The 26,484-nt window shown below is 52.9% G+C and carries 24 protein-coding genes; 5 read left to right on the forward strand and 19 right to left on the reverse strand.

All coding sequences use genetic code 11. The features are described 5' to 3' along the window. Positions 1-70 precede the first annotated feature (70 nt). The 6 genes from FD25_RS04675 to FD25_RS04700 form a co-directional block, all read right to left on the reverse strand. Positions 71-388: an ArsR/SmtB family transcription factor gene (locus FD25_RS04675; protein ID WP_083484086.1), complete on the reverse strand. Its 318-nt coding sequence runs from the start codon at positions 386-388 to the stop codon at positions 71-73. A gap of 25 nt (positions 389-413) precedes the next feature. Then, positions 414-977 (reverse strand): cadmium resistance transporter, encoded by a 564-nt coding sequence (locus FD25_RS04680; RefSeq protein ID WP_057801861.1) that lies wholly within the window; start codon positions 975-977, stop codon positions 414-416. A gap of 265 nt (positions 978-1,242) precedes the next feature. Further along, a complete protein-coding gene (locus FD25_RS04685) occupies positions 1,243-1,674 on the reverse strand; it encodes a universal stress protein (RefSeq protein WP_057801862.1) in 432 nt (143 codons plus the stop codon). A gap of 12 nt (positions 1,675-1,686) precedes the next feature. Then, positions 1,687-3,306, reverse strand: coding sequence for an Nramp family divalent metal transporter (locus FD25_RS04690; RefSeq protein WP_057801865.1), 1,620 nt, complete (start codon positions 3,304-3,306; stop codon positions 1,687-1,689). A 400-nt stretch (positions 3,307-3,706) separates the two neighbouring features. Further along, positions 3,707-5,326, reverse strand: a complete 1,620-nt coding sequence (locus FD25_RS04695; protein WP_057801866.1) for an Nramp family divalent metal transporter — start codon at positions 5,324-5,326, stop codon at positions 3,707-3,709. A gap of 228 nt (positions 5,327-5,554) precedes the next feature. After that, positions 5,555-6,847 (reverse strand): helix-turn-helix domain-containing protein, encoded by a 1,293-nt coding sequence (locus FD25_RS04700; protein WP_057801868.1) that lies wholly within the window; start codon positions 6,845-6,847, stop codon positions 5,555-5,557. Positions 6,848-7,012: 165 nt separating this feature from the next. Between FD25_RS04700 and FD25_RS04705 the strand changes: the two genes are divergently transcribed. Next, positions 7,013-7,498 (forward strand): GNAT family N-acetyltransferase, encoded by a 486-nt coding sequence (locus FD25_RS04705; RefSeq protein ID WP_057801869.1) that lies wholly within the window; start codon positions 7,013-7,015, stop codon positions 7,496-7,498. A gap of 161 nt (positions 7,499-7,659) precedes the next feature. Here the strand turns inward: FD25_RS04705 and FD25_RS04710 are convergent, their stop codons facing one another. From FD25_RS04710 to FD25_RS04745, 8 genes are all read right to left on the reverse strand, one after another. Continuing rightward, positions 7,660-8,187, reverse strand: a complete 528-nt coding sequence (locus tag FD25_RS04710; RefSeq protein WP_057801871.1) for a shikimate kinase — start codon at positions 8,185-8,187, stop codon at positions 7,660-7,662. A gap of 1 nt (position 8,188) precedes the next feature. Continuing rightward, positions 8,189-9,286, reverse strand: a complete 1,098-nt coding sequence (locus FD25_RS04715; protein ID WP_057801873.1) for a prephenate dehydrogenase — start codon at positions 9,284-9,286, stop codon at positions 8,189-8,191. Then, entirely contained in the window at positions 9,267-10,592 is a 1,326-nt protein-coding gene (aroA, locus tag FD25_RS04720; protein WP_057801875.1) for a 3-phosphoshikimate 1-carboxyvinyltransferase, read from the reverse strand. Before aroA ends, FD25_RS04715 begins: the two co-directional genes overlap by 20 nt. Positions 10,593-10,604: 12 nt before the next feature. Continuing rightward, the gene (locus FD25_RS04725; RefSeq protein WP_057801877.1) at positions 10,605-11,132 is read right to left on the reverse strand and encodes a hypothetical protein; all 528 of its coding nucleotides are present in this window, start codon (positions 11,130-11,132) and stop codon (positions 10,605-10,607) included. A gap of 12 nt (positions 11,133-11,144) precedes the next feature. Continuing rightward, on the reverse strand, positions 11,145-12,314 hold the full coding sequence (gene aroC / locus FD25_RS04730) for a chorismate synthase (RefSeq protein WP_057801879.1): 1,170 nt from the start codon (positions 12,312-12,314) through the stop codon (positions 11,145-11,147). Next, on the reverse strand, positions 12,307-13,800 hold the full coding sequence (locus FD25_RS04735) for an MFS transporter (RefSeq protein ID WP_083484088.1): 1,494 nt from the start codon (positions 13,798-13,800) through the stop codon (positions 12,307-12,309). The genes aroC and FD25_RS04735 overlap by 8 nt, the downstream gene beginning before the upstream one ends. Before the next feature lie 852 nt (positions 13,801-14,652). Next, positions 14,653-16,092, reverse strand: coding sequence for a Na+/H+ antiporter NhaC (gene nhaC, locus FD25_RS04740; protein WP_057801881.1), 1,440 nt, complete (start codon positions 16,090-16,092; stop codon positions 14,653-14,655). A 340-nt stretch (positions 16,093-16,432) separates the two neighbouring features. Further along, the gene (locus FD25_RS04745) at positions 16,433-16,969 is read right to left on the reverse strand and encodes a GNAT family N-acetyltransferase (RefSeq protein ID WP_057801883.1); all 537 of its coding nucleotides are present in this window, start codon (positions 16,967-16,969) and stop codon (positions 16,433-16,435) included. 575 nt (positions 16,970-17,544) lie between these two features. Here FD25_RS04745 and FD25_RS04750 point away from each other — a divergent pair. Further along, positions 17,545-17,943 (forward strand): hypothetical protein, encoded by a 399-nt coding sequence (locus FD25_RS04750; protein WP_225428540.1) that lies wholly within the window; start codon positions 17,545-17,547, stop codon positions 17,941-17,943. Between the two features lie 52 nt (positions 17,944-17,995). On the opposite strand, the gene FD25_RS04755 is transcribed toward FD25_RS04750, so the two are convergent. After that, positions 17,996-18,859, reverse strand: coding sequence for an aldo/keto reductase (locus FD25_RS04755; protein WP_057801885.1), 864 nt, complete (start codon positions 18,857-18,859; stop codon positions 17,996-17,998). A gap of 373 nt (positions 18,860-19,232) precedes the next feature. On the opposite strand from FD25_RS04755, the gene FD25_RS04760 reads away from it, so the two are divergent. Continuing rightward, positions 19,233-19,859, forward strand: coding sequence for a hypothetical protein (locus FD25_RS04760; protein ID WP_057801888.1), 627 nt, complete (start codon positions 19,233-19,235; stop codon positions 19,857-19,859). 40 nt (positions 19,860-19,899) lie between these two features. Here FD25_RS04760 and FD25_RS04765 read toward each other — a convergent pair whose 3' ends face one another. Then, positions 19,900-20,664: a potassium channel family protein gene (locus FD25_RS04765; RefSeq protein WP_057801890.1), complete on the reverse strand. Its 765-nt coding sequence runs from the start codon at positions 20,662-20,664 to the stop codon at positions 19,900-19,902. 150 nt (positions 20,665-20,814) lie between these two features. Then, positions 20,815-21,981 (reverse strand): ArgE/DapE family deacylase, encoded by a 1,167-nt coding sequence (locus tag FD25_RS04770; RefSeq protein ID WP_057801892.1) that lies wholly within the window; start codon positions 21,979-21,981, stop codon positions 20,815-20,817. A 201-nt stretch (positions 21,982-22,182) separates the two neighbouring features. On the opposite strand from FD25_RS04770, the gene FD25_RS04775 reads away from it, so the two are divergent. After that, positions 22,183-22,692 (forward strand): YbhB/YbcL family Raf kinase inhibitor-like protein, encoded by a 510-nt coding sequence (locus tag FD25_RS04775; protein ID WP_057801894.1) that lies wholly within the window; start codon positions 22,183-22,185, stop codon positions 22,690-22,692. A 14-nt stretch (positions 22,693-22,706) separates the two neighbouring features. Then, entirely contained in the window at positions 22,707-23,219 is a 513-nt protein-coding gene (locus FD25_RS04780; RefSeq protein WP_057801896.1) for a universal stress protein, read from the forward strand. Between the two features lie 296 nt (positions 23,220-23,515). On the opposite strand, the gene FD25_RS04785 is transcribed toward FD25_RS04780, so the two are convergent. Together FD25_RS04785 and FD25_RS04790 are read right to left on the reverse strand one after the other, a co-directional pair. Next, positions 23,516-25,036, reverse strand: coding sequence for an MFS transporter (locus FD25_RS04785; RefSeq protein ID WP_057801898.1), 1,521 nt, complete (start codon positions 25,034-25,036; stop codon positions 23,516-23,518). Positions 25,037-25,061: 25 nt separating this feature from the next. Next, a complete protein-coding gene (locus tag FD25_RS04790) occupies positions 25,062-26,363 on the reverse strand; it encodes a glycoside hydrolase family 28 protein (RefSeq protein ID WP_057801900.1) in 1,302 nt (433 codons plus the stop codon). Positions 26,364-26,484: the final 121 nt, after the last annotated feature.

Genomic DNA, 26,484 nt, shown 5'->3' on the forward strand with positions numbered 1-26,484 from the left:
GAGAATTTCCTTCCTGTTTTTCTATAGAACTCGAGTTATGTCCCGAACTCGTTTTGATTAGTTTTAACTTTTAGGCATAATGGTGCGGTTCGTGCTTGATTTCGTGTTGCACGTGACCCAACATCGCATCCACCATTTTAAGAATGTGGGGGTCGTCTAAACAATAGTAGACGTGCTTCCCCTGCTTACTCCGGGTGACGAGTTGATACTGGAACAGGATGGCCAGTTGGTGGGACACCAACGGCTGCGGTAACCCCACGTGGGCGACGATGCTCGAGACGTCCGCCTCGTTATTTTCAAGGAAGTAGAGAATCTTAATCCGGTTAACGTTACTCAGCACCTTATAAATCTTCACGGCTTCCTCAATAATTGGTTCACTTACGTCCACGTTCGGGTCCCTCATTTCTACGTGATTAGAACAGCGCGATTAAATGACTGATTAGACCACTGTCCCAGAAGACGTAGAGGCCAATCAACACGTAGCAAACCTTCATCAGTCGTTCGCCGTGCCGTTCCATGACCCGTTCGACCACCGAAATATCCGCAATCAGCTTGATGACCACCACCACGATTAACGTCAGGATTCCAATGAAGACTAAGGTCATTAGAAAGTGTACCATAGTCTCCCCGACTAAAACAGGGAGGAAGATGGACAGGTTACAACCCGCACAGACGGATAAGTAGGTCACCAGCACGCTAACCACCGGCGACTTGCGCGTCTTATCCTGATCGTCATCGTCATCGTCGCGAATCGCCAGCCAGATGGGCAGGAACCCCAAGACCCCGAGCAACCATTCCGGTAAGAACAGCGTTAACGTCTTCCCCACGAAAAAACTGGCCGTCAATAAGATGAGATTACCTAAGAGGTAGCCCACCATGACTTGCCACACCCGATACTTCTTTAGCAAGAAGATCAGCATAAAGAAAAAGTCTAAGTTCACGCTTAAAAACGTCAACGTTAAAAGCCAATAATTCATTTGATCGCCCCAACTCCGTTAAGTTTGTTTCAACATATATTGTATATCGCATATGACATATGTTCAAAGAAAACCAGTCAATTTTCATTATTTTTTACGACAAAAAAGGCCGGGGCTTGCCGACCACCAACGTTTGTATCAGAACGTGGTGGCTACCGTTTTACCGGTGACCCCGACCTTTTATTTTTCGCCCATTAGAAATGGCGGCTGAGCTGTACTGAAGCACAGCTGAAGCCGCCATCAATGATGCTGATAAGGTTTAACTTTACCGAATCACTAAGACCGAAATCGGTGAGTACTTGGCCATGTAGGCCGCTTGACTCCCGAAGTGGCGCCGAACGCCCTGCTTAGCTTCCGAACCAATGATTAACAAATCTGGTTTAACGTGAGGAATCACGTCTTTGACGATGGTTTCCCCAGGTTCCCCGTCCGCGACCAACGCGTGAACTTTCGTGAGACCGGCTTCCTTGGCCTGCTTTTGGTAGTCTTGAATATGTTGTTCGAGCTCTTGGCGTTCCCCGTGAACGAAGTCTTTACTCAAGGCTTCGTAGACGCTCATGTCGTTGCTTTCCAGTACGGAAACAATGTACAATTCCGCGTCATCGCGCTTGGCTTGGTGAAGCGCATATTCAAAGGCTAACAGTGCATCGGCCGAGTCATCGACCCCGACTAAAATCCGGTTAAACTTTGTTGCCATCTCTATCGCCCCTTATGCTTCTTCTTGGTTGTCGGCGCCATCCACCATGGCAGCATCCACGGCAGAGTCAACGCCTTCAGACTTCAAATGGTTTTCCAACCGCTTGTTGCCTCGGTGGAGTTCCACGATGGTCCAAACTAACAACGCTAAGATTGCGGCAATTAAGAGGTAGGCAATGATGTTGGCAGTGTTGGTTTGTGCGGCCGTTGGGTTATCCCCAAAGAACGCGGCGATTTGATCTGGCAACCCCTTCATGTTCAAGACGGTGAGTCCCACAACGGAAACCCAACCTAAAATCTTGATCCACATGGCGTTCTTAAACTTCCCCATTTCTAGCTTACTGTCGGTCATCATTAACAACGGCAGCATCGAGAACGGTAAGGCGAAGGCCAGAAAGACTTGCGAGTTGTTCATCAGGTCGTTTAACGCGGTATGTTCGGCGATGGCGCTCTTCCCACTGGTCATCATGACACAGATCAATACGGGAATCACGGAAATCAACCGGGTAACTAAACGCCGTAACCAAAGTGGCATCCGCATGTGCACGAACCCTTCCATGATGACCTGACCGGTTAAGGTCCCGGTAATCGTGGAGTTTTGCCCAGAAGCTAACAGCGCAACGGCAAACAACGTCGATAAGATTCCGGTCTTGGCCACACCGGCTAAGACCCCGTTGCTCATCGTGGACGTGTCAGACAAGGCTTGGAACAATCCGAAGAACGATGGGTCTTTAACGGAACCAGACTTGAAGACGGCAACCCCCATGATTAACAGCAAGGCGTTGACGAAGAACGCCAAGGTCAATTGGATGTTGGAGTCCCAGCTAGCAAACCGGACGGTCCGAGCAATGTCGGCTTCGTCGTTGTGGTCGATTTCCCGGGTTTGGGAAATGGCCGAATGTAAGTACAGGTTATGGGGCATCACAGTGGCCCCGATGATTCCCAAGGCCCCTTGCAATGGGTTGTTGCCCCCAATAGTTGGGCTTTCGGCAAACGTTGCGCCGGTTGGAATCAAGCCCTTCATCACGCCACCCCAATCAGGGTTTGATAAGGCGACTTGGTAGGCAAAGACCACCAGGATCACCAGAATCAGACAAACCACAATGGCTTCGATCTTCCGGAACCCAATCTTGGTCAGTAACAATAAGAGCAAGACGTCAAACACGGTAATGAACACGGAAATAACTAGGGGAATATTGAATAATAGATATAACGCGATCGCCGCCCCGATAACTTCGGCGATATCCGTGGCCATAATGGCTAATTCCGTCATGATCCATAACACGATGCCCAGGGCTTTACTGGTCCGCGCCCGAATGGCCTGGGCCAAATCCATCTGACTCACGATACCAAGTTTGGCGGCCATGTATTGCAGCAACATCGCCACTAAACTTGAGATCAAGATGACAGACATTAATAAGTACTGGAAGTTTTGCCCACCAGTGATTGACGTGGACCAGTTACCTGGATCCATGTACCCCACGGCAACTAAGGCACCCGGACCAGAGTACATAAACAAAGCTTTCCAAAAACTAATATTGCGTGGTACTTTAACGGTTCCGTTGATTTCTTCCAACGAACGACCGTTGGCGTACTGAATCAACTTGTGTTTCTTTACAGAGTTATCAGACACGTAAAAAAACTCCTCTCCCTATATATCTCTTAACACAACGACCTCATTGTACATTAAATTTAAATTCGTGAAAAGACTTTTTTAGTTGACCCTAAACTTAATTTCATATGAATAGAATTAATTTCTGCACTATTTCATTTTATGTGGAAGCGTAACCATTACCGTTTTAAAAGCCCCCGCATCAAGCGTTTCCCGCGATAAAATCCATCATATTAACCGTTCAAAATTGCGAAAAAATTTTTTAACTCTGGTAACACATTTTTAAGGGGCCCTAAACTTTTGCCTTATGGTTCCATAACAAAAAGGCGGCCCTACCGAATTTTACTTCGGTAAGGTCGTCTCCAGATATCGACATCTTTCATCCTGGCCGTTCCATCATCGGAGCGGGGCGTTAACTTTTTTAATCCTCTTCGTGGTTGTCAACACCCTCGGTCATGGCCGCTTCCACGGCAGATGGTTGCCCTTCCGCCTTCAAGTGAGCGGCGAGCTTCTTATTCCCGTGGTGTAATTCCACGATGGTCCACAACAACAAGGCGAGAATAATCACAATCAAGCCATCGGCAATGACGTTAGCCGTTGCCGTTTGTGCGGCCGTCGGGTTATCCCCGAAGAAACCAGCAATTTGGTCGGGCAATCCTTGCATGTTCAAGACGGTCAACCCAATCACGGATAACCAGCCTAACGCCTTGACCCATAACGAGTTCTTAAACTTCCCCATTTCCAGCTTACTGTCGGTCATCATCAATAATGGCAGCATCGAGAATGGTAAGGCAAAGGCCAGAAAGACCTGCGAATTATTCATTAAATCGTTTAAGGCCACGTGTTCGTCGATCGCACTCTTACCACTGGTCATGGAGACGCAAATCAGAACCGGAATCACGGAGATCAACCGGGTGACTAACCGCCGTAACCATAGTGGCATTCGCATGTGCACGAACCCTTCCATGATGACCTGACCGGTTAAGGTCCCGGTAATCGTGGAGTTTTGCCCGGAGGCCAGCAGGGCCACGGCGAATAACGTGGACAGAATCCCGGTCTTAGCGACTGAGGCCAACAGCCCGTTACTCATGGTCGAAGTATCGGATAAGGCTTGAAACAGCCCGAAGAACGATGGATCCTTGACGGCGCCGGACTTGAAGACGGCCACCCCCATGATCAACAGTAACGCGTTAACGAAGAAGGCCAACGTCAGTTGAATGTTTGAATCCCAGCTGGCAAACCGTACCGTTCGCGCGATATCCTTTTCGGAATGATGATCGATCTTCCGGGTTTGCGAAATGGCGGAGTGTAAATACAGGTTATGCGGCATCACGGTCGCCCCAATGATTCCTAACGCTCCTTGCAGGGGATTTGAGCCCCCCACAGTTGGACTCTCCGCGAAGGTCTTGCCGGTCGGAATCAGGCCGGCGAAGACACCACCCCAGTTCGGGTTCGACAAGGCAACTTGGTACGCAAAGACCACGAGAATCACCATGATCAGGCAAACCACAATGGCTTCAATCTTCCGAAAACCAATCTTGGTCAATAAGAGCAAAAGCAGAACATCAAAAACGGTAATGAACACCGCGATGATCAACGGAATGTGGAACAGCAGGTATAACGCAATCGCCGCCCCAATGACTTCGGCAATATCGGTCGCCATGATGGCGAATTCGGTCATGATCCATAAGACAATGCCCAGGGCCTTACTCGTCCGCGCCCGAATGGCTTGGGCTAAGTCCATTTGACTCACGATCCCAAGTTTGGCCGCCATGTACTGTAACAGCATCGCAACTAAACTTGAAATCAAGATGACAGACATTAACAAATACTGGAAGTTTTGCCCACCGGTAATCGACGTTGACCAGTTCCCGGGATCCATGTACCCCACGGCAACTAAGGCCCCAGGCCCAGAATACATAAACAACGCCTTCATAAAACTAATATTGTGCGGAACTTCCACGGTTCCGTTGATTTCCTCCAGTGATCGCCCGTTCGCGTATTGGATCAGCTTACGCTTCTTGGTCGTAGTTTCCGGCATGAAAAAAACTTCCTTTCGACGGGTGTGGTGATTAGTGGTTCAATCCGGGCGCCACATTGTCCGGGTCCATTGCGCCATCACGAAAACACCCAGCTTATGCTTTCAGTAGTTACTTCTCTCCTCTCCTAATCGCCCAAAGTGTAGCAAAAAAGGCCACCCCCGGGGCCAAAAAACGCCCCCGGAATGACCGCTTATCCCCCATACTTTACGAACCCGGCCTAGCTCTTTTCACCCCTGAACCAACTGGGCAAACCAGGTATCCAATCGTTGCCAGTCCCCCAGCGTGACGGGCAAGTTCAGGTACAGCACGGGCCGCGTGGTGGTGACGTTGTAGTTCGTCACCACCAGGTCGGCGTGCGCCGTATCAGTCGTCATCTTCACCCGCCACTGCTCAGCATACCGGTGTTGTAACTGTCGTTGAAACGCCTGCCGGTCAACGGGGGCCGCATCGACTGCCAAGACCACCGTCACGGTTGGCGGCGTCACCAGCTGAGGCCAACAGTGTCGGAGTAATTGCTCGGCCCGCAGTTGCCCATACGCCTCCTGTGGCCAAAGACCGGCCGCTTGCAACCGCCGTTGAGCGCGTTGAAAGGTTGGCTGCTGCCGGCGGACCGCCAATAACTGATCGCCCCCCACCAATAAGGGGGCGTCATTAAACCGGTGTTGCCAAACTAGACTCCGCGTTAGGCCCGCAACCAGGGCCGTTGCTGCCGTTGCCGTTAAGGGCGGCAAGGCGCGTTGCCACGCCGCTAACCGTGGCGCAACCTCAGACCGATGAGCCTCCACAAACGAATCTCGTTGCCACCACTGTTCGGCCGGTAGCAGTTCCGTCATGATCAGATCGGTCACCCACTGCGTTTCGTCCGCTAAGTGGTGCCCCAAGTGCTGGCGGTCCTGACTGACGCCCAACCAAAAGGTCGCTTTCAATCGGTCACTCGCTGCGAGGGTTACCCCCAAACGGGCTAAAGTCAGGGTCAGGGTTCGGCGAACAACCGATACTGGCGTTTTAAACGGCCAACTGACGGTACCGTAAGTATTCCAGGTATATTGAAACAATAGGTAGCGAATTGCCGGCTCGGGTCCCTGCAACTGCCAGGCTCTCGTCGCCACCGTCACTCCATAAGCCCGTAAAGTTTTCGTCACCTGGCGCAGGGATCGCCGGACGGTCGACTCGCTTAGATGAATCCTTAGGCCAAAGGCAATCAACGACGGGGAGGTGGCGGACATCAGGTCTTCAAAGATCTGCCCCGCGTAGGATTGGCGGACTAACGTTGACACCACGGTTCCCAGGTTAAAGTCTCCGCGCCGCCAGTAGTGGACGCCGCGCGCATCCCAGTTCAGTTGCACGGCCGGGGCAAACGGCGCTAAGGCCGCTTGCAGGTCCTGCAATTGGCGTGACACCGTATTGCGGTCCCAACCTAATGTCCGGGCCAGCGCCGTCACGGTCACGACCGTTGCCTGCGTATCTAATTGTGTTAATAGTTGGAGCTGGGGTGCCTCTCCCGCAAAAAATGGTCGCATATGGGTCTCCTTAATCATGGATTCCGCAACCGTTGGGGCAAAGCTGACGTCCCGGCTGGCGGAAATTTGTTAAACTAGATTTTGTTGTTTTAAGTGTACCGCGTTTAACGCCCCATTTTATACTGATTATACTGAATATCTTTATAGTAGAAAGAAGCGATTTTTTTGCAAATTAGTCAAGCTATCGCCGCGGACCTTCCCGCGATCTTAACCATTGAAAACGCCGGCTTCAATCCCGCCGAGGCCGGCAGTCCGGCCGCCTACGCCGCGCGGTTAAAGGCCTTTCCCGAAACCTTTCTGGTCGCTAAGGACGACGAGCAGGTCCTAGGTTTCATCTGTGGCCCCATCGTCGACCAACCGCTCGTCGAAGATTGGATGTACGAACAGGCCCCGACCAACCTCCCCACCGGCGGTCACCAGATGATTCTGACCGTGGCGGTCTCCCCTAACGCCCAGGGACGCGGCATTGGCAGCCAATTGTTGACCGCCCTTGCTAAGGTCGCAAGGGCCCATCACTGTGCAAGCCTCGCGTTAACCTGTCTGGCCGACCGGATTCCCTTCTATCAGAAGAACGGGTACGCCAAGGTCGGTGTCTCCAGCTCCGAACACGCTGGAGAGACCTGGTACGATCTGGTGAAGACGCTCAACTAGAATCAGGTTTATCAGACCAAGTTAGTAAATTTTGGTATCTCAGAAAGTCATAACTTATAACTGAAGGCCCCCATTATTTACAAAACTAAGAACCCCCTCAAACTGGATTGTATGCCCAGTTTGAGGGGGTTCTTATATCGGCTAAATTTTAATTATGACTTTTACCCGTTCGCCGCTACCCGGTGTACCGGTTGTAAGATTCGGGCCTTGATTTCGGCCACAATCTGCGCTGGCGTTAAGTTGTCCGTGGTAATCAGAATATCGGCCGCCGCCCGGTATAGGGCCGCCCGTTTCTGCTTCAACGCCATCAACCCCTGGGTGCCTAATTCGTCAACCAAGGGCCGGCCGGTGTCCTGGGCCACGCGTCCCAGAATCGTCTGGTCGCTGGCCGTCAGACAGATCACGGGAACCGGGCTGGCCTTTAAGATGGCCGCGTTAGCTGCGATTGTCGGCGTGCCGCCGCCCGTGGAGAGGATGCCCGGTTGGGCGATGGCGTCGCGTAACGTCTGCTGCTCGAGTTGCCGGAAGTAGGCTTCGCCCCGTTCTTCAAAAATTGTACTAATGGTCTTACCGGCGCGTTTCACGATCAGCTCGTCTAAGTCGGCATGATGCGTTTCTAGTTCCGTGGCCAACAACCGGCCGACGGTGGTCTTGCCACTGCCCATGAACCCAATCAAAATAGCCTGCATCTTAACTCCTCCTCACAATCTGGTAATCGGCGGCCTGTAGTAACTCGGCGGCCTGGTCGCGGGTCGCAGCTTCCCCGAAGGTCAGCTGCAAGACCCCGTCGACTTCTTCACGAATCTCTAAAATATGAATATTCACGAGGCTTAATTGCGCGGCGGCCAGCCGTTGGGTGACGTCCGCAATCGCCCCCACCTGGTCGGGAACGTTCAAGAATAAATCAAAGAAATTGGGGAGACTACCTAACCGGTCGGGTCCCAGGTGATCACGAGTGGTCTTGGCGTGGGTGAAAAACGCCTTGATCTGTGCCACATCCTGGGTGGTAATCGCCGTTTCCATCCGGTTCAGTTCAGCTTGGTAGGCCTTTAATTGATCGGCCACCAACGCCCCGTTGTTCAGTAAAATCGCGGTCCACATGGTCGGGTCCGACGAGGCGATCCGGGTGATACTTTTAAAGCCCCCAGCTGCCAGGCGTAAGCCCAACGGTGAGTCCGCCAACGCGGCCTGCGTTTGGTTGACCAACGCGGCGGCCACGATGTGGGGTAAGTGACTCAGTTGCCCCACGATGCGGTCGTGTTGAGTCGGGGTCACCGTCAGCCATTTGACGTGGGTGCCCACCAAGAGGTCTTGTAGCCGGGTCACCGCGCTGGTCGGCGCGAGGCCCGGCACCAGAAAGTAAAACGCGTTTTCGAATAGGTCGGCCCGCCCGGCGGTGACGCCGGACTTGTGCGATCCAGCCATCGGGTGACCCCCGATAAAGGTGACACCGCGTTGTTGGAGCGGTTGGGCGGCCCGTAAGACGGTTTGCTTGGTGCTCCCCACGTCGGTGATCAAGACGTCGGGTTTCAGCGTCAACGATGCGAGTAGCGCTAGATCATCACAGATCACGCTGACCGGTCCGGCCAGGATGATCACGTCGGCACTCGGCGCGGCGGCCATGAAGTCGTCCGCCCGGTCGTCGATCAGGTGTTGGGACACGGCGTAGTCGAGGCTCTCCCCGTTCACGTCGCAGCCCACGATTCGGTCGGTCGGGTGCGCCGCGCGAATCGCTAAGGCCAACGAACTGCCAATCAGGCCGAGGCCCTTAATTAAGATTTGTGACATGTGCGGCCTCCGTTTCGGCATCCAAAAGCGTCAAATCGTCAAAGAAGCTGGGGTAGGAAATGTTGATGGCCCCGGCGTCCGCTAAAGTGGTCGGCGTCGTTAACCGGAGCGCCGCAATCGCCATCATCATGCCGATACGGTGGTCGCCGTGACTATCAAATTGGGCATCGGCGACCCGCCATGGTTGGCGGCCGTCGATGGTAAAGCCGTCCGGTTGTTCGGTAATTTGCACACCCAATTTGCGTAACTCGGTCACGATGGTGGCAATTCGGTCGGTCTCCTTGACGCGTAACTCCTCGGCCCCACTAATTTTACTGATGCCGTCGGCCGTGGCGGCCAATAACGCCACCAACGGTAACTCGTCGATCACCGCCGGAATATCGGCGGCGGTCAACGTAATCGGGTGTAACTGTGCGGCACTGACCGTGATGTCCCCCAGCGGTTCGCCCGGCTGGTCGGTTGGATGAATCTCGAGGTGCCCGCCCATCCGCTGCAAGACGGACACGATTCCCGTTCGGGTAGGATTTAGCCCGACGTCCTTGAGGGTAACTTGTGATCCCGGCACGATACTGGCCGCCGTTAAGAAGAAGGCCGCCGAGGAAACGTCGCCGGGTACCGTGATGGTTTGGCCGGTCAGGTGTGGTTGGGCCTGCACCGTGATGGTCCGCCCGTCAGCCGCCGTGGTCAGGTCGCCGCCAAACGCCTTCAGGAGTCGCTCGGTGTGGTCGCGGGTCGGCAACTTTTCGACGATGGTGCTGGGACCATCCGCCTGTAAGGCCGCCAGGATTAGCGCACTCTTGACCTGTGCGCTGGCCACCTGCATGGTCACGTGGGTGGCGTGGAGTGTCCGCCCGTGAATTTGCATTGGCAGGTGCCCGGCTGTCAGGTCAATGGCGGCCCCCATGGTGGCGAGCGGTTGGCGCACCCGTTCCATCGGACGTTGGCTCAATGAGGCATCCCCCACCAGCGTACTATCGAAACTCTGACCGGCTAATAACCCGGTCATCAGTCGCGTAGCGGTGCCGGCGTTGCCCATGTCGAGCGGTTGGGCCGCGGCGTGCAGGCCGTGTAAGCCCTGGCCAACCACCGTGACCGTAGTACCGTCGCGGTGAATCGGCACGCCCAGCGCACGTAACGCGGTTAACGTCGAGAGACAATCTTCGGCCGTTAAGAAGTGGGTCAACCGTGTGGTCCCCGTACTAATGGCCCCCAAGATCAGCCCGCGATGGGAGATACTCTTATCCCCGGGCACCGTGACCGTGCCGTGTAAACCGGTGCTTGGCCGGCGCATTAATGTTTTGATCATCTGGTCTCACCCTTACTTAATTTGATAAACGCACCACACCATGCTTGGTGTGAGGCGTTTTAAAATGCGTTCGTCGGCTCCTAAGCTGACGTTTTTTTCGTTGGTCAACACGTAGGCGCCCCGGTTATCCTGATAGGCGCGATACGCTAAATACTTGCTGGTGGCGGTCTGGACGTCCACCTGACTGACGATTCGTTGGAGTAACTGGGCCGTAGCCGCGTGGGTGTAGCCAATGCGGTTGTCGGCGTCTAACCGCTGGACCACCACCAGAGGATCTAACGGCGTGATAAAACTGGTCTTAAGCGTCCAATGGTCGAGTAACGCGTAGTGGACGTCCCCCCAACTGGCGTGTAACGTTGGCGACTTGAAGGCCGCCGGAATCACCAACTCGTCGTGCGAATACGCCGCTAAATTGGTGAGAATTTCTTCGAAACTGGGATGCCCGACAATCTCGGCTCTCCCGTCGTACGTGACTTGGTTATAGTGACTGGCCGCAGCGTAACTGTCGGTCGCGCTGGGCCCCAGGGTATGGATTCTCATCGCCACCCCGCCTTAGTAGTGCTTGAGTTCGTCGCGGTACTCGGCAATGGTCCGCTTTAACCGTTCCAGGTTACTGCCGTCAAACGTTTCGGTGAGCGCCTTGGCCAGTTCGATGGCGACCACGCTTTCGACCACGATGGACGCCGGGACGATGGCGGTGGTGTCGGAGCGTTCCACGCTGGCCTTCTTCACTTCCTTGGTGGCAATGTCGACACTTTGCAACGGCTTGTAGAGGGTCGGAATCGGCTTCATGGCCGCCTTGACGATGATCGGCATGCCGTTAGTCATCCCACCTTCGAAGCCGCCGAGGTGGTTGGTCAACCGGGACCAGCCGTCCTCGGCGTTCCAGTCGATCTCGTCCATCACCTGACTACCGTGGCTGGCCGCGGCGGCGAAACCGTCGCCGATTTCGACGCCCTTCATGGCGTTGACGCCCATCACGGCCGCGGCGAGTTTGCCATCCAACTTGGTATCCCAGTTGGTGTAGCTGCCTAAACCGGCCGGGACGTTGGTGGCGACCACCCGGATCACACCGCCCAACGTGTCACCGGCTTTACGCGTCGCGGTGATCAGGTCGTGAATCTCGTCGACCTTGGTGTTATCGGTGATGCGCAGGTCGTTTTGGGTGATGGCTTGTTCTAAGTCGGCCACTTGTAGACTGGCTTGCGGGTCCGTCTTGACCTGGCCAATCTGTTGAACGTAACCCACTAATTGAATGTCTAGTTGCGCTAAGAGTTGTTTGCAAATCTGTCCGATGGCCACGCGCATGGCGGTTTCACGCGCCGAGGAACGTTCTAGGACGTTCCGTAAATCGCGGTGCCCGTACTTCATGCCCCCGACGAGATCGGCGTGGCCGGGCCGTGGTCGGGTCACCTGGCGTAAGGTGTTTTCCGGGGTGGCCGGGCTAATCGGATCCATGATCTTGGACCAGTGGGCGTGGTCGCGGTTTTGAATGGTCAACGCCAACGGGGAGCCTAACGTCACCCCGTGACGCAAGCCACCCACTACGGTGACCTGGTCGTGTTCGATCTGTTGCCGGTTGCCCCGACCGAAGCCGCCTTGGCGGGCGGATAAGCCCGCGTTGATGGCGTCGATGTCTAAGGTTAGGCCAGCGGGAATGCCGGTCAAGATGCCAGTTAGTTGGGGCCCGTGTGATTCGCCTGCGGTAACGTAATTAATCATGTAAATCCTCCTTAGTGGTCATCCCGGTCGCGTGGGCCGTCGATGGTGAAACCTGCTGTGTCGTGGTCTTGCGAGCCGTTTGGTAAGCCCGCGAATTACTCATAATGGCTTGGTAAATGGCTTGTAGGTACGGCGTGTGGGCCGCTTCGCTACTGCGCTGTGCCACCCGGTCCAAGACCCGGTCTTCCCGGCTCTGGTCTAAAACGGGTAAGTGCGCTTGTTGCTTAAGTTCACTGATATCGGTGACGGTCTCGAACCGTTGATTGAGCAACCGGACGATCTTTTGGTCGATCTGGTTGATGGTTTGCCGGTCGGTTGCTAACGAGTGTGTTGGCCGCAACGCCCAAGCGGTGACCGCCACGCAGATCAAGCCGGCAACGGCGACCACTAAGTCGGACCGCATCGCCGCGGCAATGCTTTGCTTGGACAACCAACCGGTGATCAGGGGAATCGTGAAGGCCGCGACACTGCCGAAGGTGAAGAACGTTCCGGTAATCGTTCCTTTAATGTGCGGGTACAACCGTAAGAAGATGTTTAACCCGATCTGCATCGCGCCCCCGGCGGCTAAGAACCCGAAGGCAAACGAGGCAATCATCGATAACCACGGCACGGAAGCGTAGCAGACGACCGCTAAGGTGATCAGCGAGCCAATGTTCATGCCGACCAACAACTTGCGTTCCGTAAAGCCAGTACGTAACAGGATAAAGATGACGATGACCCCGGTGATGGAGCCGATACTGTACAGCGATAACAACAGGTGCGCTAAGACGGGGCCGAAGCCGTAAGTCTTGGTGACAAACAAGCTAATCCATTGCGTGTAGAGAATCATCAAGGCCATTGAGGTGTAGCCGTAACCCGCTAAACCGATGGACGCAAGAATCCGGCGCGATTTAGGTAACTGTTGGGCGGCGACCGCCGTGGCGTCGTCGGCCAAGTTGCGTTGCGGGAAAGTCTGCCGGTTCAAGAAGAACAGGTTGAAGACTAGGACTGCGGCGGCTAACATGAAGGACCAGCCGTACCAAGCTTGGTTGGCTTCCAACGTCGCGATGAACAACGGTAAGATGAATTCCCCGATGGACATGAAGGCCTTAATCAAGATGTTGGCAGAACCCTGGTTGCCCCCCATTTCGATGAAGGTCGCGTAGGTCCCGGAATCTAACGCCGAGTTGGCGATCCCGGCGACGATGGCCAAGGCGTAGGCCACTTGAATGTTATTGACGAACGCCATGCCCAAGAAGAAGACCAGGTAACTCAGCATCCCGATATTGACGAAGACCTTTCGACCGAAGCGGTCGGACAAGTTACCGAAGATGAAGTAAGCGAAGATCCGGCCAATTCCGATCCCCGAGAAGACGTAGGACACGGTGGCTAACGGTGAATTCCAATGCTGGCTTAACGCCTGCATGTTTTGGGTTAAAATGATCAACCCGATCCCGTGAACGAAGTAGTTCAGGTATAGGCTAAGTGATAACGTGCGTTTATTCATAAACTCTCTCTCCCTTGATTTAACGGTTAAAGCAAACAAAAAGGCCAGCTAGATTTTCATCTAGCTGACCTAATCCCCGCCATACGACGGTTTTTCTCGAGAGAAATTGGATTTAGCCTAGCTAGGTGAAGCGTGTCTAGCTGGCCAAAGACAATCATGACTTCGCTAACTCTAGACACGGACGTGTGTGCCGCCCGTATCTGGAATGCGATACGGACGCTACCTAAAGTAAACTAAGCCAAAATAATACGCGGTCGTTGGTAACTGTAAGTTCGTCATGATGATCTTTCCTTTCCGTTTAAGTGATTGATTACATTAAAACATTCTCATTTTATCTTGTCAATACTAATTTCATTTTAATTTTCTTTTGGTGGCTTTTGGAGATGACCATTGGTCGTTGTTAGCCGCCTTACCGGTCGGGGCCAGCGGGGCTGGAACGTGGTGGGCACGACTTGAAGCCTCACCAAGACCGTGAGTCTTCAAGCTCGACCTTTCTGTAAGCCGGAAAAACCACCCGACTAACAGAAATTTCACCACTGAGCCCCACTGGCCCCTCCCTCTCGGCTAAGATGGATTATCCCCATTAGAGTTGGGAATACCCCACCCGCGAAAGCTTGCGACCAGTGGCAGAGAGACTACTCGCAACGTAGCGCAACGGCGCCGACTGGCGTTTCTGTAGTGAAATTATCCTTAAGAGACGTCCCTTGTCGGTTTAGGATAAGGTCGAGTTCTGGAGACCGCCGGATCTTGGCGGGCTTCAGAATCGGGCCCACTACAGAAACGCTGGCTCGGCAGAGTGCAGCGGCTGACACCACGGTAACCGACCGGCAAGACGGATTAACTACGACAATCTTACCGACCAGAAGCTTCCGGCGTCACCGCCGTGGTGGCGTTGGTCGCCGCAGCGGGGGCCTGGCGCTTCAAGCCAATGCCCGTGAAACCACTGATGATCGAGAAGACTGGCGATAACAGGCTGAAGAAACAGAATGGCAGGTAAGCCAGCGTGGACACACCTAACGTGTTGGCCGCAAAGGCCCCGGCGACGCCCCACGGAATCAGGTAGTTGATGACGGTCCCGCCATCTTCTAAGACCCGGCTCAACGCTAAGTTCGCTAACCCACGTTGGTTAAAGGCTTGTTTGAAGGCCTTCCCCGGTAAGATCACGGATAAGTATTGTTCGCCGACGAAGATGTTGACCCCGATGCCCCCTAAGATGGCGGCGGTGACCAGTGACCCGGACTTGGTCAGATGGTTGACCAAGGGCGTCATGGCCGTTTGGATCAGGTCGAACTTCATCAATAAGCCCCCGAGAGACAGCGTCAAGATAATCAGGGAAACCGTCCCCATCATTGAGCTGACCCCACCCCGGGATAACAGGGCGTCGACGCTGGCGTTCCCGGTCTTGGACACGAACCCAGATTCGATGGTCGTGGCCAAACCGGACAACGAGGTCTTGGGTTGTTCCACAAAAATCATCACGATGGCCACCCCGATGTTTAGGAACAACGTGGCAATGGCCGGCACCTTCATTACGGCACATACGACCATGATGACCAGTGGTAAGGCGGCCCACCAACTAATGGTGAAGTGAGTTTGTAACGTGTTTAAAGTTGTGGCAATCTTGCTCATCCCATTATCACTGGCGGCACCGGACCCGATCACGGCGTAAATCACCAGCGAGACCAGGAAGGCCGGAATCGTGGACCACATCAGGTTCCGGATGTGGCTGAACAGGTCGGCTTCGGCCACGGCAGACGCCAGGTTGGTCGAGTCGGACAGTGGTGAGGTCTTATCCCCGAAGATGGCCCCGGAGATGATGGCCCCGGCGACTAACGCGGGGTTCATCCCCATGGTTGCGCCCATCCCGAACAAGGCAATCCCCACGGTGGAGATGATGGTGAAAGCACTCCCGATGGATGACCCGATGATGGCACAAACTAAGAAGACCGACGGCACAAACCATTTGGCGGAAATTAGGTGAAACCCAACCACCATCATGGACGGAATGATGCCGGCCTGAATCCAGACACTGATCAAGGCCCCAATCAGGATAAAAATGAAGATGGGGATGATCCCGGTCTTAATCCCGTCGATGATACCACCATGAATCTTTTCCCAGTCGGCGCCACGGACCCGCGCCCACAAGATGACCAGCGCGATCACCAGCATGACCGGTGTTTGCGGGGACAGGCCAAATTTAATGACCCCCGTTCCCATGATCACCAACATCAGAAGTAACACGATCAAGGCTTCCCCTAATTTAACGGGTTGCCACTGCTTTGCTTGTTTCATACGACCACTCTCCTCTTTCTCTCGATAAAAAAATCGTCCCTGCCGCAAGTTTCCTTGCAACAGGGACGATTGATTGACTTCTACCGTGGTACCACCCAGCTTGACTAACCAGTCCGCCGTAGGGTCCAGTTAGTCCACTCTCTAGAAGGTAACGGTTCTAGTTTCTCCGCCTGGCGGACCAGGACGTTCCACTGTATTTCGTCGAGATTACCCTGATCGGTTCGCAGCACCCACCGACTTTCTGACACCCAGATAATCCGCTACTTGTAATGGAAGTTAGCGTTCGTTATTTGATTGACTAAAATGATAGCACGGTGAGAAAAAACCGTCAACCTTTAATTTAAATTTTATCGAAAGCCGCCGGATATTCTAGCATGCCACCGACATGGGCTAAGGCCCCGGGAGTTAGCGGTTTGATCAGGTGATTACCCATCGGTACCATCCGACTATTATGAATCGAAAATTCTTCGGCCATCACGTAACCGCGTTGCCCGTAGTAGTTGGGATCGCCGACCACGCTAATGGCGGGATACCCTTCGAGGCGCGCCCGAACTTCCAACTCACTTAACAGTTGACTCCCCACCCCTTGGGCTTGCCAATCGGGATGAACGGCTAACGGCGCTAGGGCCAAAATCTTGGTGGTGTGTTGGTTGCCGCGGACCGTGACCGGCGTTAGCATCCCGTGCCCCACGACTTGAGTCGTATCGGGCTTGGCCACCATTTCAAAACTTGGTTGGTAATCGTAAGTGGTTCGCAGCTGGTGAAGGAAAGGGACCTCCCGTCCGTGGCTTTCGGCGACCGGCGCAAAGGCGTCCGTCACGACCTGATCGACTTGGTCAAAATCCATTGGTTGAATCGTTTCAAAGCTTAACTTCAATTCGTCTACCTCTCATTTCTCAGCGGCTCACAACAATTTGATGACTAGGACTTACCTTAACAAACGCTTCCAGGCTAACCCTGTCAGCAACGGGCTGGAACGGGGTGGGCACGGCTTCAAGCCTCTCAAACCGAGTCTTGAAGACCGACCTTTGTCTAAGCCGGCAAAAACCTCCGGCTAAGACAAAGGTCACCCCTGAGCCCATTTCTGACTGACCTTCCAGCTTATGCTGGCAATCATGACCACTTTGAAATCAACTCTCAACAAGCAGTCATCAGCAAGCCTCAAGGCGGGCCCTAGTAACTGGCTAGTAGGTGGTTACCCAATTTGGGTTTCATTGAATACGCCTAATCAAAGGATGGCTCACCTACACAAATTCATAGAATGACGTCCCATATCTCTTAGATTAATCTTAACAGCAGTTTCATCCCAACTAAGATAATCCACCAACATAATACTGTGCTATTATACACGACTAGGCCCAAATTTCGAGGATTCCCCGTTAAATTTGACCAAATCGCTTGAATTTACCGGCCGTCTCCCCGTACACTGGGAACAACTCAACTGGAAGTGAGATGATTAACTTGACGCACAAATTACGCTGGGCGATTGCCGCCGTCGTGCTTTACGTGGCTTTCGTCGTAGTTGCCGTGACCACCGGTTTTCTAAACCCCAGCAAGATTGGCCTGCAATGGACCATTCTGTGGTACTTCGTGGCCGCCGGACTGGCGTACTACTTCTACTTTAAAAACGTCACCTACCGTGAAATTATCTACTACGCCCAAAAACTCGGCTACCACTACGCCGATTTAAAAGCCTGGGTCCCCAACTTGCGGGACAATCAGGACGTCCCTAACCCGGACAAGCCCCGCCTGTTCAGCCCGTTCACCAAGGTCCCGATTACCGCGACCAACATCATTGGGGACAAGCTAAGCGCCGAAGCAAAGGAAAAGGGCATCCCCAAATACCGTTAATGTCAAAAAAATGACGCTCCCCCGTTTATCGGAGAATCGTCATTTTGTTAACTTATTTGCGTCCCGCGTAAGTCTGGGACTGCTTTAGCCAGGCCTCGTCGTCTGGGTTCGGGCCGACCCGCTTGCCAGCGTCTAAGTCGCTGATTTGGTGCATCTCGTCTTCGTCCAAGCCAAAGGCAAAGATGTCGCGGTTTTCCGCAATTCGGGCCTCGTGGGTGGACTTAGGAATCACGATTTCTTCCCGTTGGACGTGCCAGCGCAAGATGACCTGCGCCGCGCTAACGTCGTGGGCCGCCGCAATCTCGTTGATCACGGCGTCGTGCAAGGCGTTGTTGCGTCCACCGCCCAACGGACTCCAGGCTTCGTGCAAGATCCCCTGCGTTTCCAAATAGGCGTGTAGGTCTTTTTGTTGGAAATACGGGTGCGTTTCGATCTGATCGACCACCGGTTTAATGGTTGCCGTTTCCATCAGGTGTTCGATTTGATGTTGTTGGAAGTTTGAAACGCCGATGTTCTTGATCTTGCCGGCCTGGTACAGGTCTTCCATGGCCCGCCAGCTTTCTTCGTAGCCCGGCGCTGGCCAGTGGATCAGGAACATGTCGAGGTAATCGAAGCCCAATTTATCGAGGGTCGCCTGAAAAGCGGCCTTGGTCTGGTCGTAGCCCCGTTCGTTGTTCCACAACTTCGAGGTCACAAAGACATCTTTGCGCTTAAGGCCGCTTTCGCGGATGGCTTCGCCCACCCACTGTTCGTTGCCGTAGTAGGCCGCCGTGTCGATGTGCCGGTAACCGGCCGCTAACGCCCACTTGACGGCGTTCTTGGTATCTTCAGCGTTGTCGACCTGAAAGACCCCCAGACCGAGCTGGGGAATCCGGTTGCCATTGTTTAATGGTAAGGCTGGAATCTCATTATGCATCATTAAAAACCACCTTTTCAACTTTGTAGGTCTATCATACAATAGTTGACCGCTTTCCCCCACTTTCGGCCATCTAATCATGAGAAATTGGTGGTTTTAGTTTCTCTCCGTGGGGCTTTTGCGGTAAGATGAAGGGTGTGGTAGTTTACCGTCGTGGCGGTAAACTCGTTTTTTGGATTCACAACAAAGAAACGCTCGACGTTTCCCGTAATTTAAGTTAGGGGAACGACTCGCATGCTATCATGACCCTAACTCATTAGAGAATTAACGCCAGTCCTGGCGCTATTAGACAGTGGTTTCACCGGTACTAACGGCATGATGGCTTGGTCGCGTCACGACCAATTTACCGTTTCTGGACATGGAGGTTTTTCAGTTGAACAACCAAGACCCAAAATCACGCGTACAACGCTATAATTTTAATGCGGACGATCAACACCTACCCCGGCGACGGCGGCGACAACGTCGGTGGTGGCCCTGGATCATGACGTTACTCACCTTGACCATCGCCGTTGTGTTGGTGCTGGTCATCAACACCCACAAGTCTTCCTCGTCTTCGGACACGGCGACGGCGTCTAGCGCCGAATCCTCGTTGGCGACCAACTCGTCGTCAACGTCCAAACAGTCCGCCTATGATCAGTTTGAAGCCAAATACCGCAAGTATTTGACCAATGGCACATTGACCGCCGCCCAACAACAAAAGTTGCAGGCCATCGTCAACGCCGAAAGTAACAGTGCCACTCAGGCCCGAGAGCAAAAACTGCTCGATCAAGCCAAGGTGCCCAAGGCTTCAGAAACCAGCTCATCAGCGACCGAGCAAAGTTCGGCCGCTAAGAGCAGCAGTAATCCGACCTCGTTTGGGACCACCCACACCTTCTCGTCGGTCAACGACGCCCAGAATTGGGCGCAGGCCTCGAAGAATCAGTGGCTTCAGGCCGGCTACTCGACCTACACCATCACGTCCGATGGTCAGGGCAATTACAATTTACAATTCGTCCGTTAATCGTGGGCGTCCCGTTACCTTTCGTAACGGGACGCCTTTTTTAATGGTGCCGTTCTAGCTGCCGGACTTGCATTTGGAGCTGATCGACCTTGGTAGTTAAGGCATCGACCTTCTGGAGTAACGCGGTCAGGTCGGCCTGCTGTTGCGTGGTTGCGGCACTAGGCGCTTGCCGGGCCCGACTGGTGAAGAAATCCGTAATGGTACTGGTCAGTAACCCAATAAACCCGATACCGCCAAACATCAGAACACTCGCAATAATCTTGCCCACGGCCGTATGCGGCGTTTCGTCGCCGTACCCCACCGTGGTCGCCGTGGTGACCGCCCACCACAGCGCGTTGGCTAAACTCTGTTTCTCGGACAGGGAGAATAGAAACGCGCTGAGTACGATAATGGCCACGCTGATGGAAAACAGGTAAATGAAACCCGTACTGTAGATAAACCGGTGATAGGCCTTGGTCCACGCCCCGTCAAGACCCAACCGCCAGAACAGGTGGTGGGTCCGAATCAACCGCACCAACCGGCCCAACCGGAAAAAGGCGAACACCGGGTGCAGCGGGATAATTCCCAACAGATCAAAGGCCGATTGAACCAGAAAAATTTTACGGTTCTTGGTCACCGCCAACCGAACAAAGTAGTCGACCGCAAAAAAGACTAACAAGCCATGGCTGACTGCTCGCTCCGACGCCAGCGGCCCCCAGTGGCCCAACATTAGGCTGACGTTCACCACGGATAGTAGGGTCAAAACGGTGATTACCAAATGATACCCCACCAGCCAGCGCTGTCGGTCTCGTCGTTGTGTTGCCACGTTTTTCGCTCCCCTTACTAGATTAAGCTCTAATATAGTCGCTCCGGTCAAACCTGCCAAGCTTTCTGCCAAAACTTTACCAAATTGCGCCCTTTTTTAGCAAAAATTTAGCGGTCCCTCCCGGAATTAGGGAAGGACCGCTAAATGGCGTTAAGCGTTCACTTTAGCTTGGGCGGTCAAGAAGGCCGGCACCAAGGTTTCGTAAAAGTCGATGGCTTGTAAGTACTCTTTAATGGAAATGTATTCGTCGGGCTGGTGCGACGTGTTGCTACCGGGACCAATTTCAATGCTGGTAAAGTCCCCCTTGGCTCGCAAGAACTCCGCACCGTCGTTGGCGCCCCCGGACCCCACGATTTGCGTGTCATGGCCGCAAACCTGATCACTAATCTGTTTGGCCAGTTGGACCAGTGGCGCGTTCGGATCACCCGGAATCGCTTCTTCGGGGAAGCTGTACGACAGGTTCAGTTGAACGCCGGGTTCCTGGTTGAGTTTGGCAATCAGCCCTTCCAGTTCGTCGTAGATCATTTGGTTCGGGTACGCCGGAATCGTCCGCATGTTGGCCATCAGCTCGGCGTGAGCCGGAATCGAATTAATCTGTTCGCCCCCCGAGATCAGGTCGACGTTATGCAAGAGGCCCCCCAAGACGGGATCGGTCTGGGTATGTTGGGCCATTAACGGCCCCACGGCGTTGTAAAACTTCATTAAGTTGGTAATCGCATTAATCCCCAGTTCTGGGCTCGCGCTGTGCACGCCCTTGCCCGTCGAGACCACCTTGTAGTCGATGACGCCCCGGGCCGTGTAAACCACTTGATCCAGGCCACTGGGTTCGGCGATCACCAAACCGGCTAGGTGGTCGGCGTACCCGGCATCGGTCAGCTGGGCCGCACCATATTCCCCGGTCTCTTCACCGACCGTGGCGAGTAACCGCACACTCCCGGCTAACGGGGTTCCTTGTTCCAGAAACTCCAACAGGGTGATCACGATGGCGGCTAACCCACTCTTCATGTCCGAGGCGCCCCGACCGAAGAGCTGGTCGCCGACGACTTCCCCGCCAAACGGGGCGTGAGTCCACGCACTTTCGTCACCGGGCGCCACTACGTCCATGTGTCCGGATAGACCCAGGCGCGGACCGGTCGACGTGCCAATCGTCACCACCAGGTTGTCCCGCCCCGGCGCATAGGTCAGGCGGTCGACGTGGGCCTGCGGGTACGGAGCAAAAAGGCTAGCGAGGTAGTCGGCAACGTCGGCTTCGTGCGCGTTGACGGACGGAATCTGAATCAAATGCTGTAAAATTTCAATTTTGGCTTGGGGAGTCATCCTGGGTCAAATCCTTTCTCTGAAAAAATGATTAAACTTAGCTTACGCCATTTTAATCAAAAATCAAGTATATTTTAACATTTTATACGATTTATTTTTATTATATGGATTTTTATACATTAAGTTGTATAACTAATTCTCTCGCGGGGCATCCCTTTCCTGCGGTATAATGAAGGTACTTATACTTATAGGAGGGATTTCATGCGTATCTTTGTACCGACCGACAACGGCTACCTCGCCGATGAATTCAGTAAGCACGCCACGGGGGATGACGTTTATCAGGGCACCCCAGTTAAATCATTTCCCATCAGTCTCAGTAAAATCCCCAAGAAGACCCAAACGTTAGCGCTAAACTTAATCGACTTCGACGCCGTTCCCGTCTCCGGCTTCCCCTGGATTCACTGGGTGGCCGCCAACTTCCCGGGCACAACACGCGAAATCACGGCCGACGTCTCCCGGACCAACGCGATTCCCCACGTTCACGGCCGCAACAGTAACGCCGGCTCGTTAGTGGGCAACACCGATCCGGCCATTTTCCAAAACTACACGGGGCCCTTCCCACCGGACCAAGATCACGACTACAGTCTGACGGTCTACGCCCTCAACACTAAGCTCGACTTACAAGATGGCTTCTGGTTAAACGATCTCTTACACCAAATCAACGGCCACGTGCTCGATACCGCCACTGTTACGTTGCGCGGGCGGGTCTAAAAGGAAGGTTCAGTATGCAATCTGACTATCAAAATATCCTGGTTCCCATCGACGGTTCCGTCCAAGCAGAACTTGCACTAAAAAAGGCGGTCACCGTGGCGCAGCAACACCACGCCCACATCGACCTGTTGAACGTCTTACGCATCAACCACTACGGCTTTTACGCCAGTGGGTCGATGCCCGGCGACGTGATTCACGAGTTGACCAAGGACGCGGTGGGCTACCTGCAATCGTTAGTCGAAACCACCGGTGCGGCCACCGGCTTCCACGATATCACCCCCCACGTGCGGTTCGGGAACCCCAAGACCGTCATCGCCAGTGAATTCATCAAGGACCACCATAACGACCTAATCATGCTGGGCGCTACGGGGCTGAGTGCCGTGGCGCGGATGGTCGAAGGGTCCGTGACGGCGTACGTCAGCCGCATGGCACCGGTCGACGTGTTCGTGGTGCGAACTGACCTGGACCGTCAGCCCATCAACATGCACCAGGTTACCGCGGAGAATCAAGATCAACCCAAATTATAAACCGTATGACCACTAGAGAGTGGGCCAAAAGGCGATTAGCTGGTGAGCATGAACGACGGTTCGTAAGGCGGATAATCCCGAACTTGGATTATTTGACTTACGGGGTTAAGCGGAACCAGCTGCCTTTTGGCGCACGTTTCGGAACCAGATATTCGGAGAACAAAAAAACCTGAGACTTTTGTTCCAGACTCTTTCGTTTCCACACAAAAATGGCGTCCCCGTGCACGGGACGCCATTTTTGGACTGGGTAAATCTAATGAACCTAAGATGCGTTTGCTCTGACTCGGTGCTTATTTTTACTTACCTTGCCAGATTTGACTCCACTTGTAGCCCGTCAAGTTTTCAACAACGGCTTTGGTTTCTGGCGTAACATCTGCCTTGTCACCACCCGCATCCAAGCGATCAATTTCATCGTGTAAAATTTTATGCGTCCGTTGATTCAGGTTAAAGCGAGAAACCATCCACCACGCAATCGCAATTGAGATCACGGGAACCACAATTAGTACAACCATGATGGCATTTTGAGCCTGGGCAGTTTGATGCAACGCCCCTTCCTGGAAGCCGCCCCATTGAAGAATGAACCCCAACAAAGCTGACCCTAGTGCCCCCGTAAGTTGCCGGGTAAAGGATTGTACAGCCGCAAAGGTCCCCGTTCGTAACTTCCCCGAGACAATCGTATCAACATCGGGAACTAACGGAATCACCTGCCAAGCCGTGTATTCTAGAAATTGCCGACCAATCTGCCACAGAACCCCTAATACAATTAAAGTAATAATTGTAGTCCCTTTGCCCATACTACTATGCTGTAGCGATAACACGAAGAATCCTGCCATCACAACGAAGATTAGGCTAAATGACGTTGACCAATTAATCTTAGGATTTTTGGTTTTAATTAGCATAAATGCAGCAACTGGAACTACCAGCATCCCAATAAATGACAGTGATGAAATTCCTTGACCAACCGTCTGAGAAAGACCAAGTACAAAGACAACGTAGTATAGAAAAGCCGTTGAGAAACAATCTTTGGCAAAATACGTCATGAAGTAAATCGACACCATATACCGGGCTGATTTATTCCGCAGCATTTCCCAGTAATCCCGTAAGGAACCCATAAAACTATTTTCTTCATGGGTATTGGACCCATTTTCGAATGCAGCAACTTCTTCGGGAGAATGTTCCCAAGTCGCCCGGTACGTAATTAGGGTTGAAATCGCAAACACAATCCCAAACACAATTCCTGAAATCGTGTAGGCTTTAGCGCCTTGTCCTAATACAGCTAATAACGTTGCAGGTAAGGCCGATACTGAAAAGGTCGCAAATGCGGAAATAAACAAGCGAATCGACGACATTTTTACTCGATCATCCGCATTAGGCGTCATTTCGGTTGCCAACGTTTCGTAAGCGGTTCCAATAATGACGTTAGCTGTTTCAACCATAACAAACGCGATTAAATACCACCAAAAACTGCCGGGAACCACCATAAATAACATTGGGAAAAACAAGATAGTCATAATTGCTCCGACCAATAAGAGTAAGTGCCGTCGACCAAATCGTCGACCAATTTTAGTTGCGTATAGCCGATCCGAAACGGAGCCGGCCAACATGGACATAATGGCGTTGAGAAATTTCCCAATTAAGAATAACATCCCCACTGAAGCCGCTGACAGTTTACCGTAAGTCGTTAAGAAGAACATCAGATAAGAACCCACTAACGTCCCCCATGATGCCCCGTTCATATCATTGATACCGTACCCAATCGACCGCCAAACAGAAATTTTATGCGGGGTATACACCCACCGCTTTTTTTGCGTTTCCATTTTTCTCCAACTTCCTATCTTTGGGTTAACCTACTTGTTCACCATTTACCACTAGATTAGTGACGTTAATCGTCTTAACCCCACGATCAGCATCGTGGAATCGACCACCGGTTTCTTCTGCACGTTCAGTTGGTAAGAGATTTTCTTTGCCTGCCAACGTCCACTTAAAATCTTGGATCGTCACGTTTTGAATATTAGCTTCTGGTAACCCGACAATGAACGCCGCTGTTGCTCGAACATTTGTCGCCGTAATCCGACTAATCTCAACGTCCTTAATGTGCGGTGTTGTTTCATCTACTGGTTGCGGTTGTAACGACAACACGGTTGCTTCTTCCTGTGGAAGAACTCCCGGTGCAAAATACTGTTCCAAAGAAATCGGGCACCAGCACGCATCCATTTTTAAATCATGTAATTTAATGTTCTGAATGGTCCCGCCCCGCGTCCGTCGTGATTTCAGTCGAATTCCACGCCGAGTTCCTTCAAAACGACAATTAGAGACCTCAACATCGCTAATCCCAGCGGCCGTTTCTGAGCCGATTGCAATTCCCCCATGACTGGCTAGAATTCGACAGTCAGAAACTTTCACGTGTTTAGTTGGCCGGTTAACCCGAATACCGTCTTCACCGGAACCGGATTTCAAAGTCACACCATCATCCCCAACGTCTAATAGACAGTGACTGACCGTCACATTTTCACTAGAGTCAATATCCATTGCGTCGGTATTAATCGCATCTGCTGGATTAATAAACGTCATGTTCTGAATGGTGACTTGCTGGGTATAAACCATATGTAGCGTCCAAAACGGCGAGTTCTTTAGCGTTATCCCATCCATTAAAATATCGCGGCATTGCCAGAATTGAACCAACGGTGGCCGTAAAAACTGAGTTGAGGGCCGCCCACCGCCCCCAGTTCGGGTCTGATAATCGGGGTTTAACTTAGCTAGCCGCCATTCGTACGTTTCTCGTGGGGTTGTCCGGTCCTCCGTTTCAATCTGTTTAAACTTTTGCCACCAAGGGGCTCCAGAACCATCGATTACTCCGTCACCCAAAATCTGAATATTTTGCTGATCCTTAGCGTACAGCAACGGATGCATCGCATAGCACTCGACCCCTTCCCAGCGTGTCCAGACCGGCGGGTATAAATTAGGATCGTCCTTAAACTTGAGAACTGCTCCCGATTGAAAACTCAACGTTAAGTTCGTCGTCAGTTCAAGCGGTCCCGTAAGGTGTTGACCCGCTTCTACGTTAAGTTGTCCGCCACCAGCCGCGGCGATTTTATCAATTGCTGTTTGCATGTCATCTTGCGGTGTAACGTTAATGACTAACATGCCATCCCTGCTTTCTTACCACCATTTTCGCTAAGTGACCGTCGTCTAATTAGCGAGTTTTATTGTTTATGTAAACGCTTACTTATCACAATTAAAGAATAGCACGTTCAGCACTTTTTGT

This window comes from Levilactobacillus acidifarinae DSM 19394 = JCM 15949 (assembly GCF_001434835.1).
GTDB classification, from domain to species: Bacteria; Bacillota; Bacilli; order Lactobacillales; family Lactobacillaceae; genus Levilactobacillus; species Levilactobacillus acidifarinae.

Excerpts from the sequence above, each read along its gene's own strand:
- FD25_RS04680 (WP_057801861.1), bottom strand. The coding sequence starts at position 977 with ATGAATTATTGGCTTTTAACGTTGACGTTTTTAAGCGTGAACTTAGAC.
- FD25_RS04685 (WP_057801862.1), bottom strand. The coding sequence starts at position 1,674 with ATGGCAACAAAGTTTAACCGGATTTTAGTCGGGGTCGATGACTCGGCC.
- FD25_RS04695 (WP_057801866.1), bottom strand. The coding sequence starts at position 5,326 with ATGCCGGAAACTACGACCAAGAAGCGTAAGCTGATCCAATACGCGAAC.
- FD25_RS04700 (WP_057801868.1), bottom strand. The coding sequence starts at position 6,847 with ATGCGACCATTTTTTGCGGGAGAGGCACCCCAGCTCCAACTATTAACA.
- FD25_RS04710 (WP_057801871.1), bottom strand. The coding sequence starts at position 8,187 with ATGCAGGCTATTTTGATTGGGTTCATGGGCAGTGGCAAGACCACCGTC.
- FD25_RS04715 (WP_057801873.1), bottom strand. The coding sequence starts at position 9,286 with ATGTCACAAATCTTAATTAAGGGCCTCGGCCTGATTGGCAGTTCGTTG.
- aroA (WP_057801875.1), bottom strand. The coding sequence starts at position 10,592 with ATGATCAAAACATTAATGCGCCGGCCAAGCACCGGTTTACACGGCACG.
- FD25_RS04725 (WP_057801877.1), bottom strand. The coding sequence starts at position 11,132 with ATGAGAATCCATACCCTGGGGCCCAGCGCGACCGACAGTTACGCTGCG.
- aroC (WP_057801879.1), bottom strand. The coding sequence starts at position 12,314 with ATGATTAATTACGTTACCGCAGGCGAATCACACGGGCCCCAACTAACT.
- FD25_RS04735 (WP_083484088.1), bottom strand. The coding sequence starts at position 13,800 with ATGAATAAACGCACGTTATCACTTAGCCTATACCTGAACTACTTCGTT.
- nhaC (WP_057801881.1), bottom strand. The coding sequence starts at position 16,092 with ATGAAACAAGCAAAGCAGTGGCAACCCGTTAAATTAGGGGAAGCCTTG.
- FD25_RS04750 (WP_225428540.1), top strand. The coding sequence starts at position 17,545 with ATGATTAACTTGACGCACAAATTACGCTGGGCGATTGCCGCCGTCGTG.
- FD25_RS04755 (WP_057801885.1), bottom strand. The coding sequence starts at position 18,859 with ATGCATAATGAGATTCCAGCCTTACCATTAAACAATGGCAACCGGATT.
- FD25_RS04770 (WP_057801892.1), bottom strand. The coding sequence starts at position 21,981 with ATGACTCCCCAAGCCAAAATTGAAATTTTACAGCATTTGATTCAGATT.
- FD25_RS04775 (WP_057801894.1), top strand. The coding sequence starts at position 22,183 with ATGCGTATCTTTGTACCGACCGACAACGGCTACCTCGCCGATGAATTC.
- FD25_RS04780 (WP_057801896.1), top strand. The coding sequence starts at position 22,707 with ATGCAATCTGACTATCAAAATATCCTGGTTCCCATCGACGGTTCCGTC.
- FD25_RS04785 (WP_057801898.1), bottom strand. The coding sequence starts at position 25,036 with ATGGAAACGCAAAAAAAGCGGTGGGTGTATACCCCGCATAAAATTTCT.
- FD25_RS04790 (WP_057801900.1), bottom strand. The coding sequence starts at position 26,363 with ATGTTAGTCATTAACGTTACACCGCAAGATGACATGCAAACAGCAATT.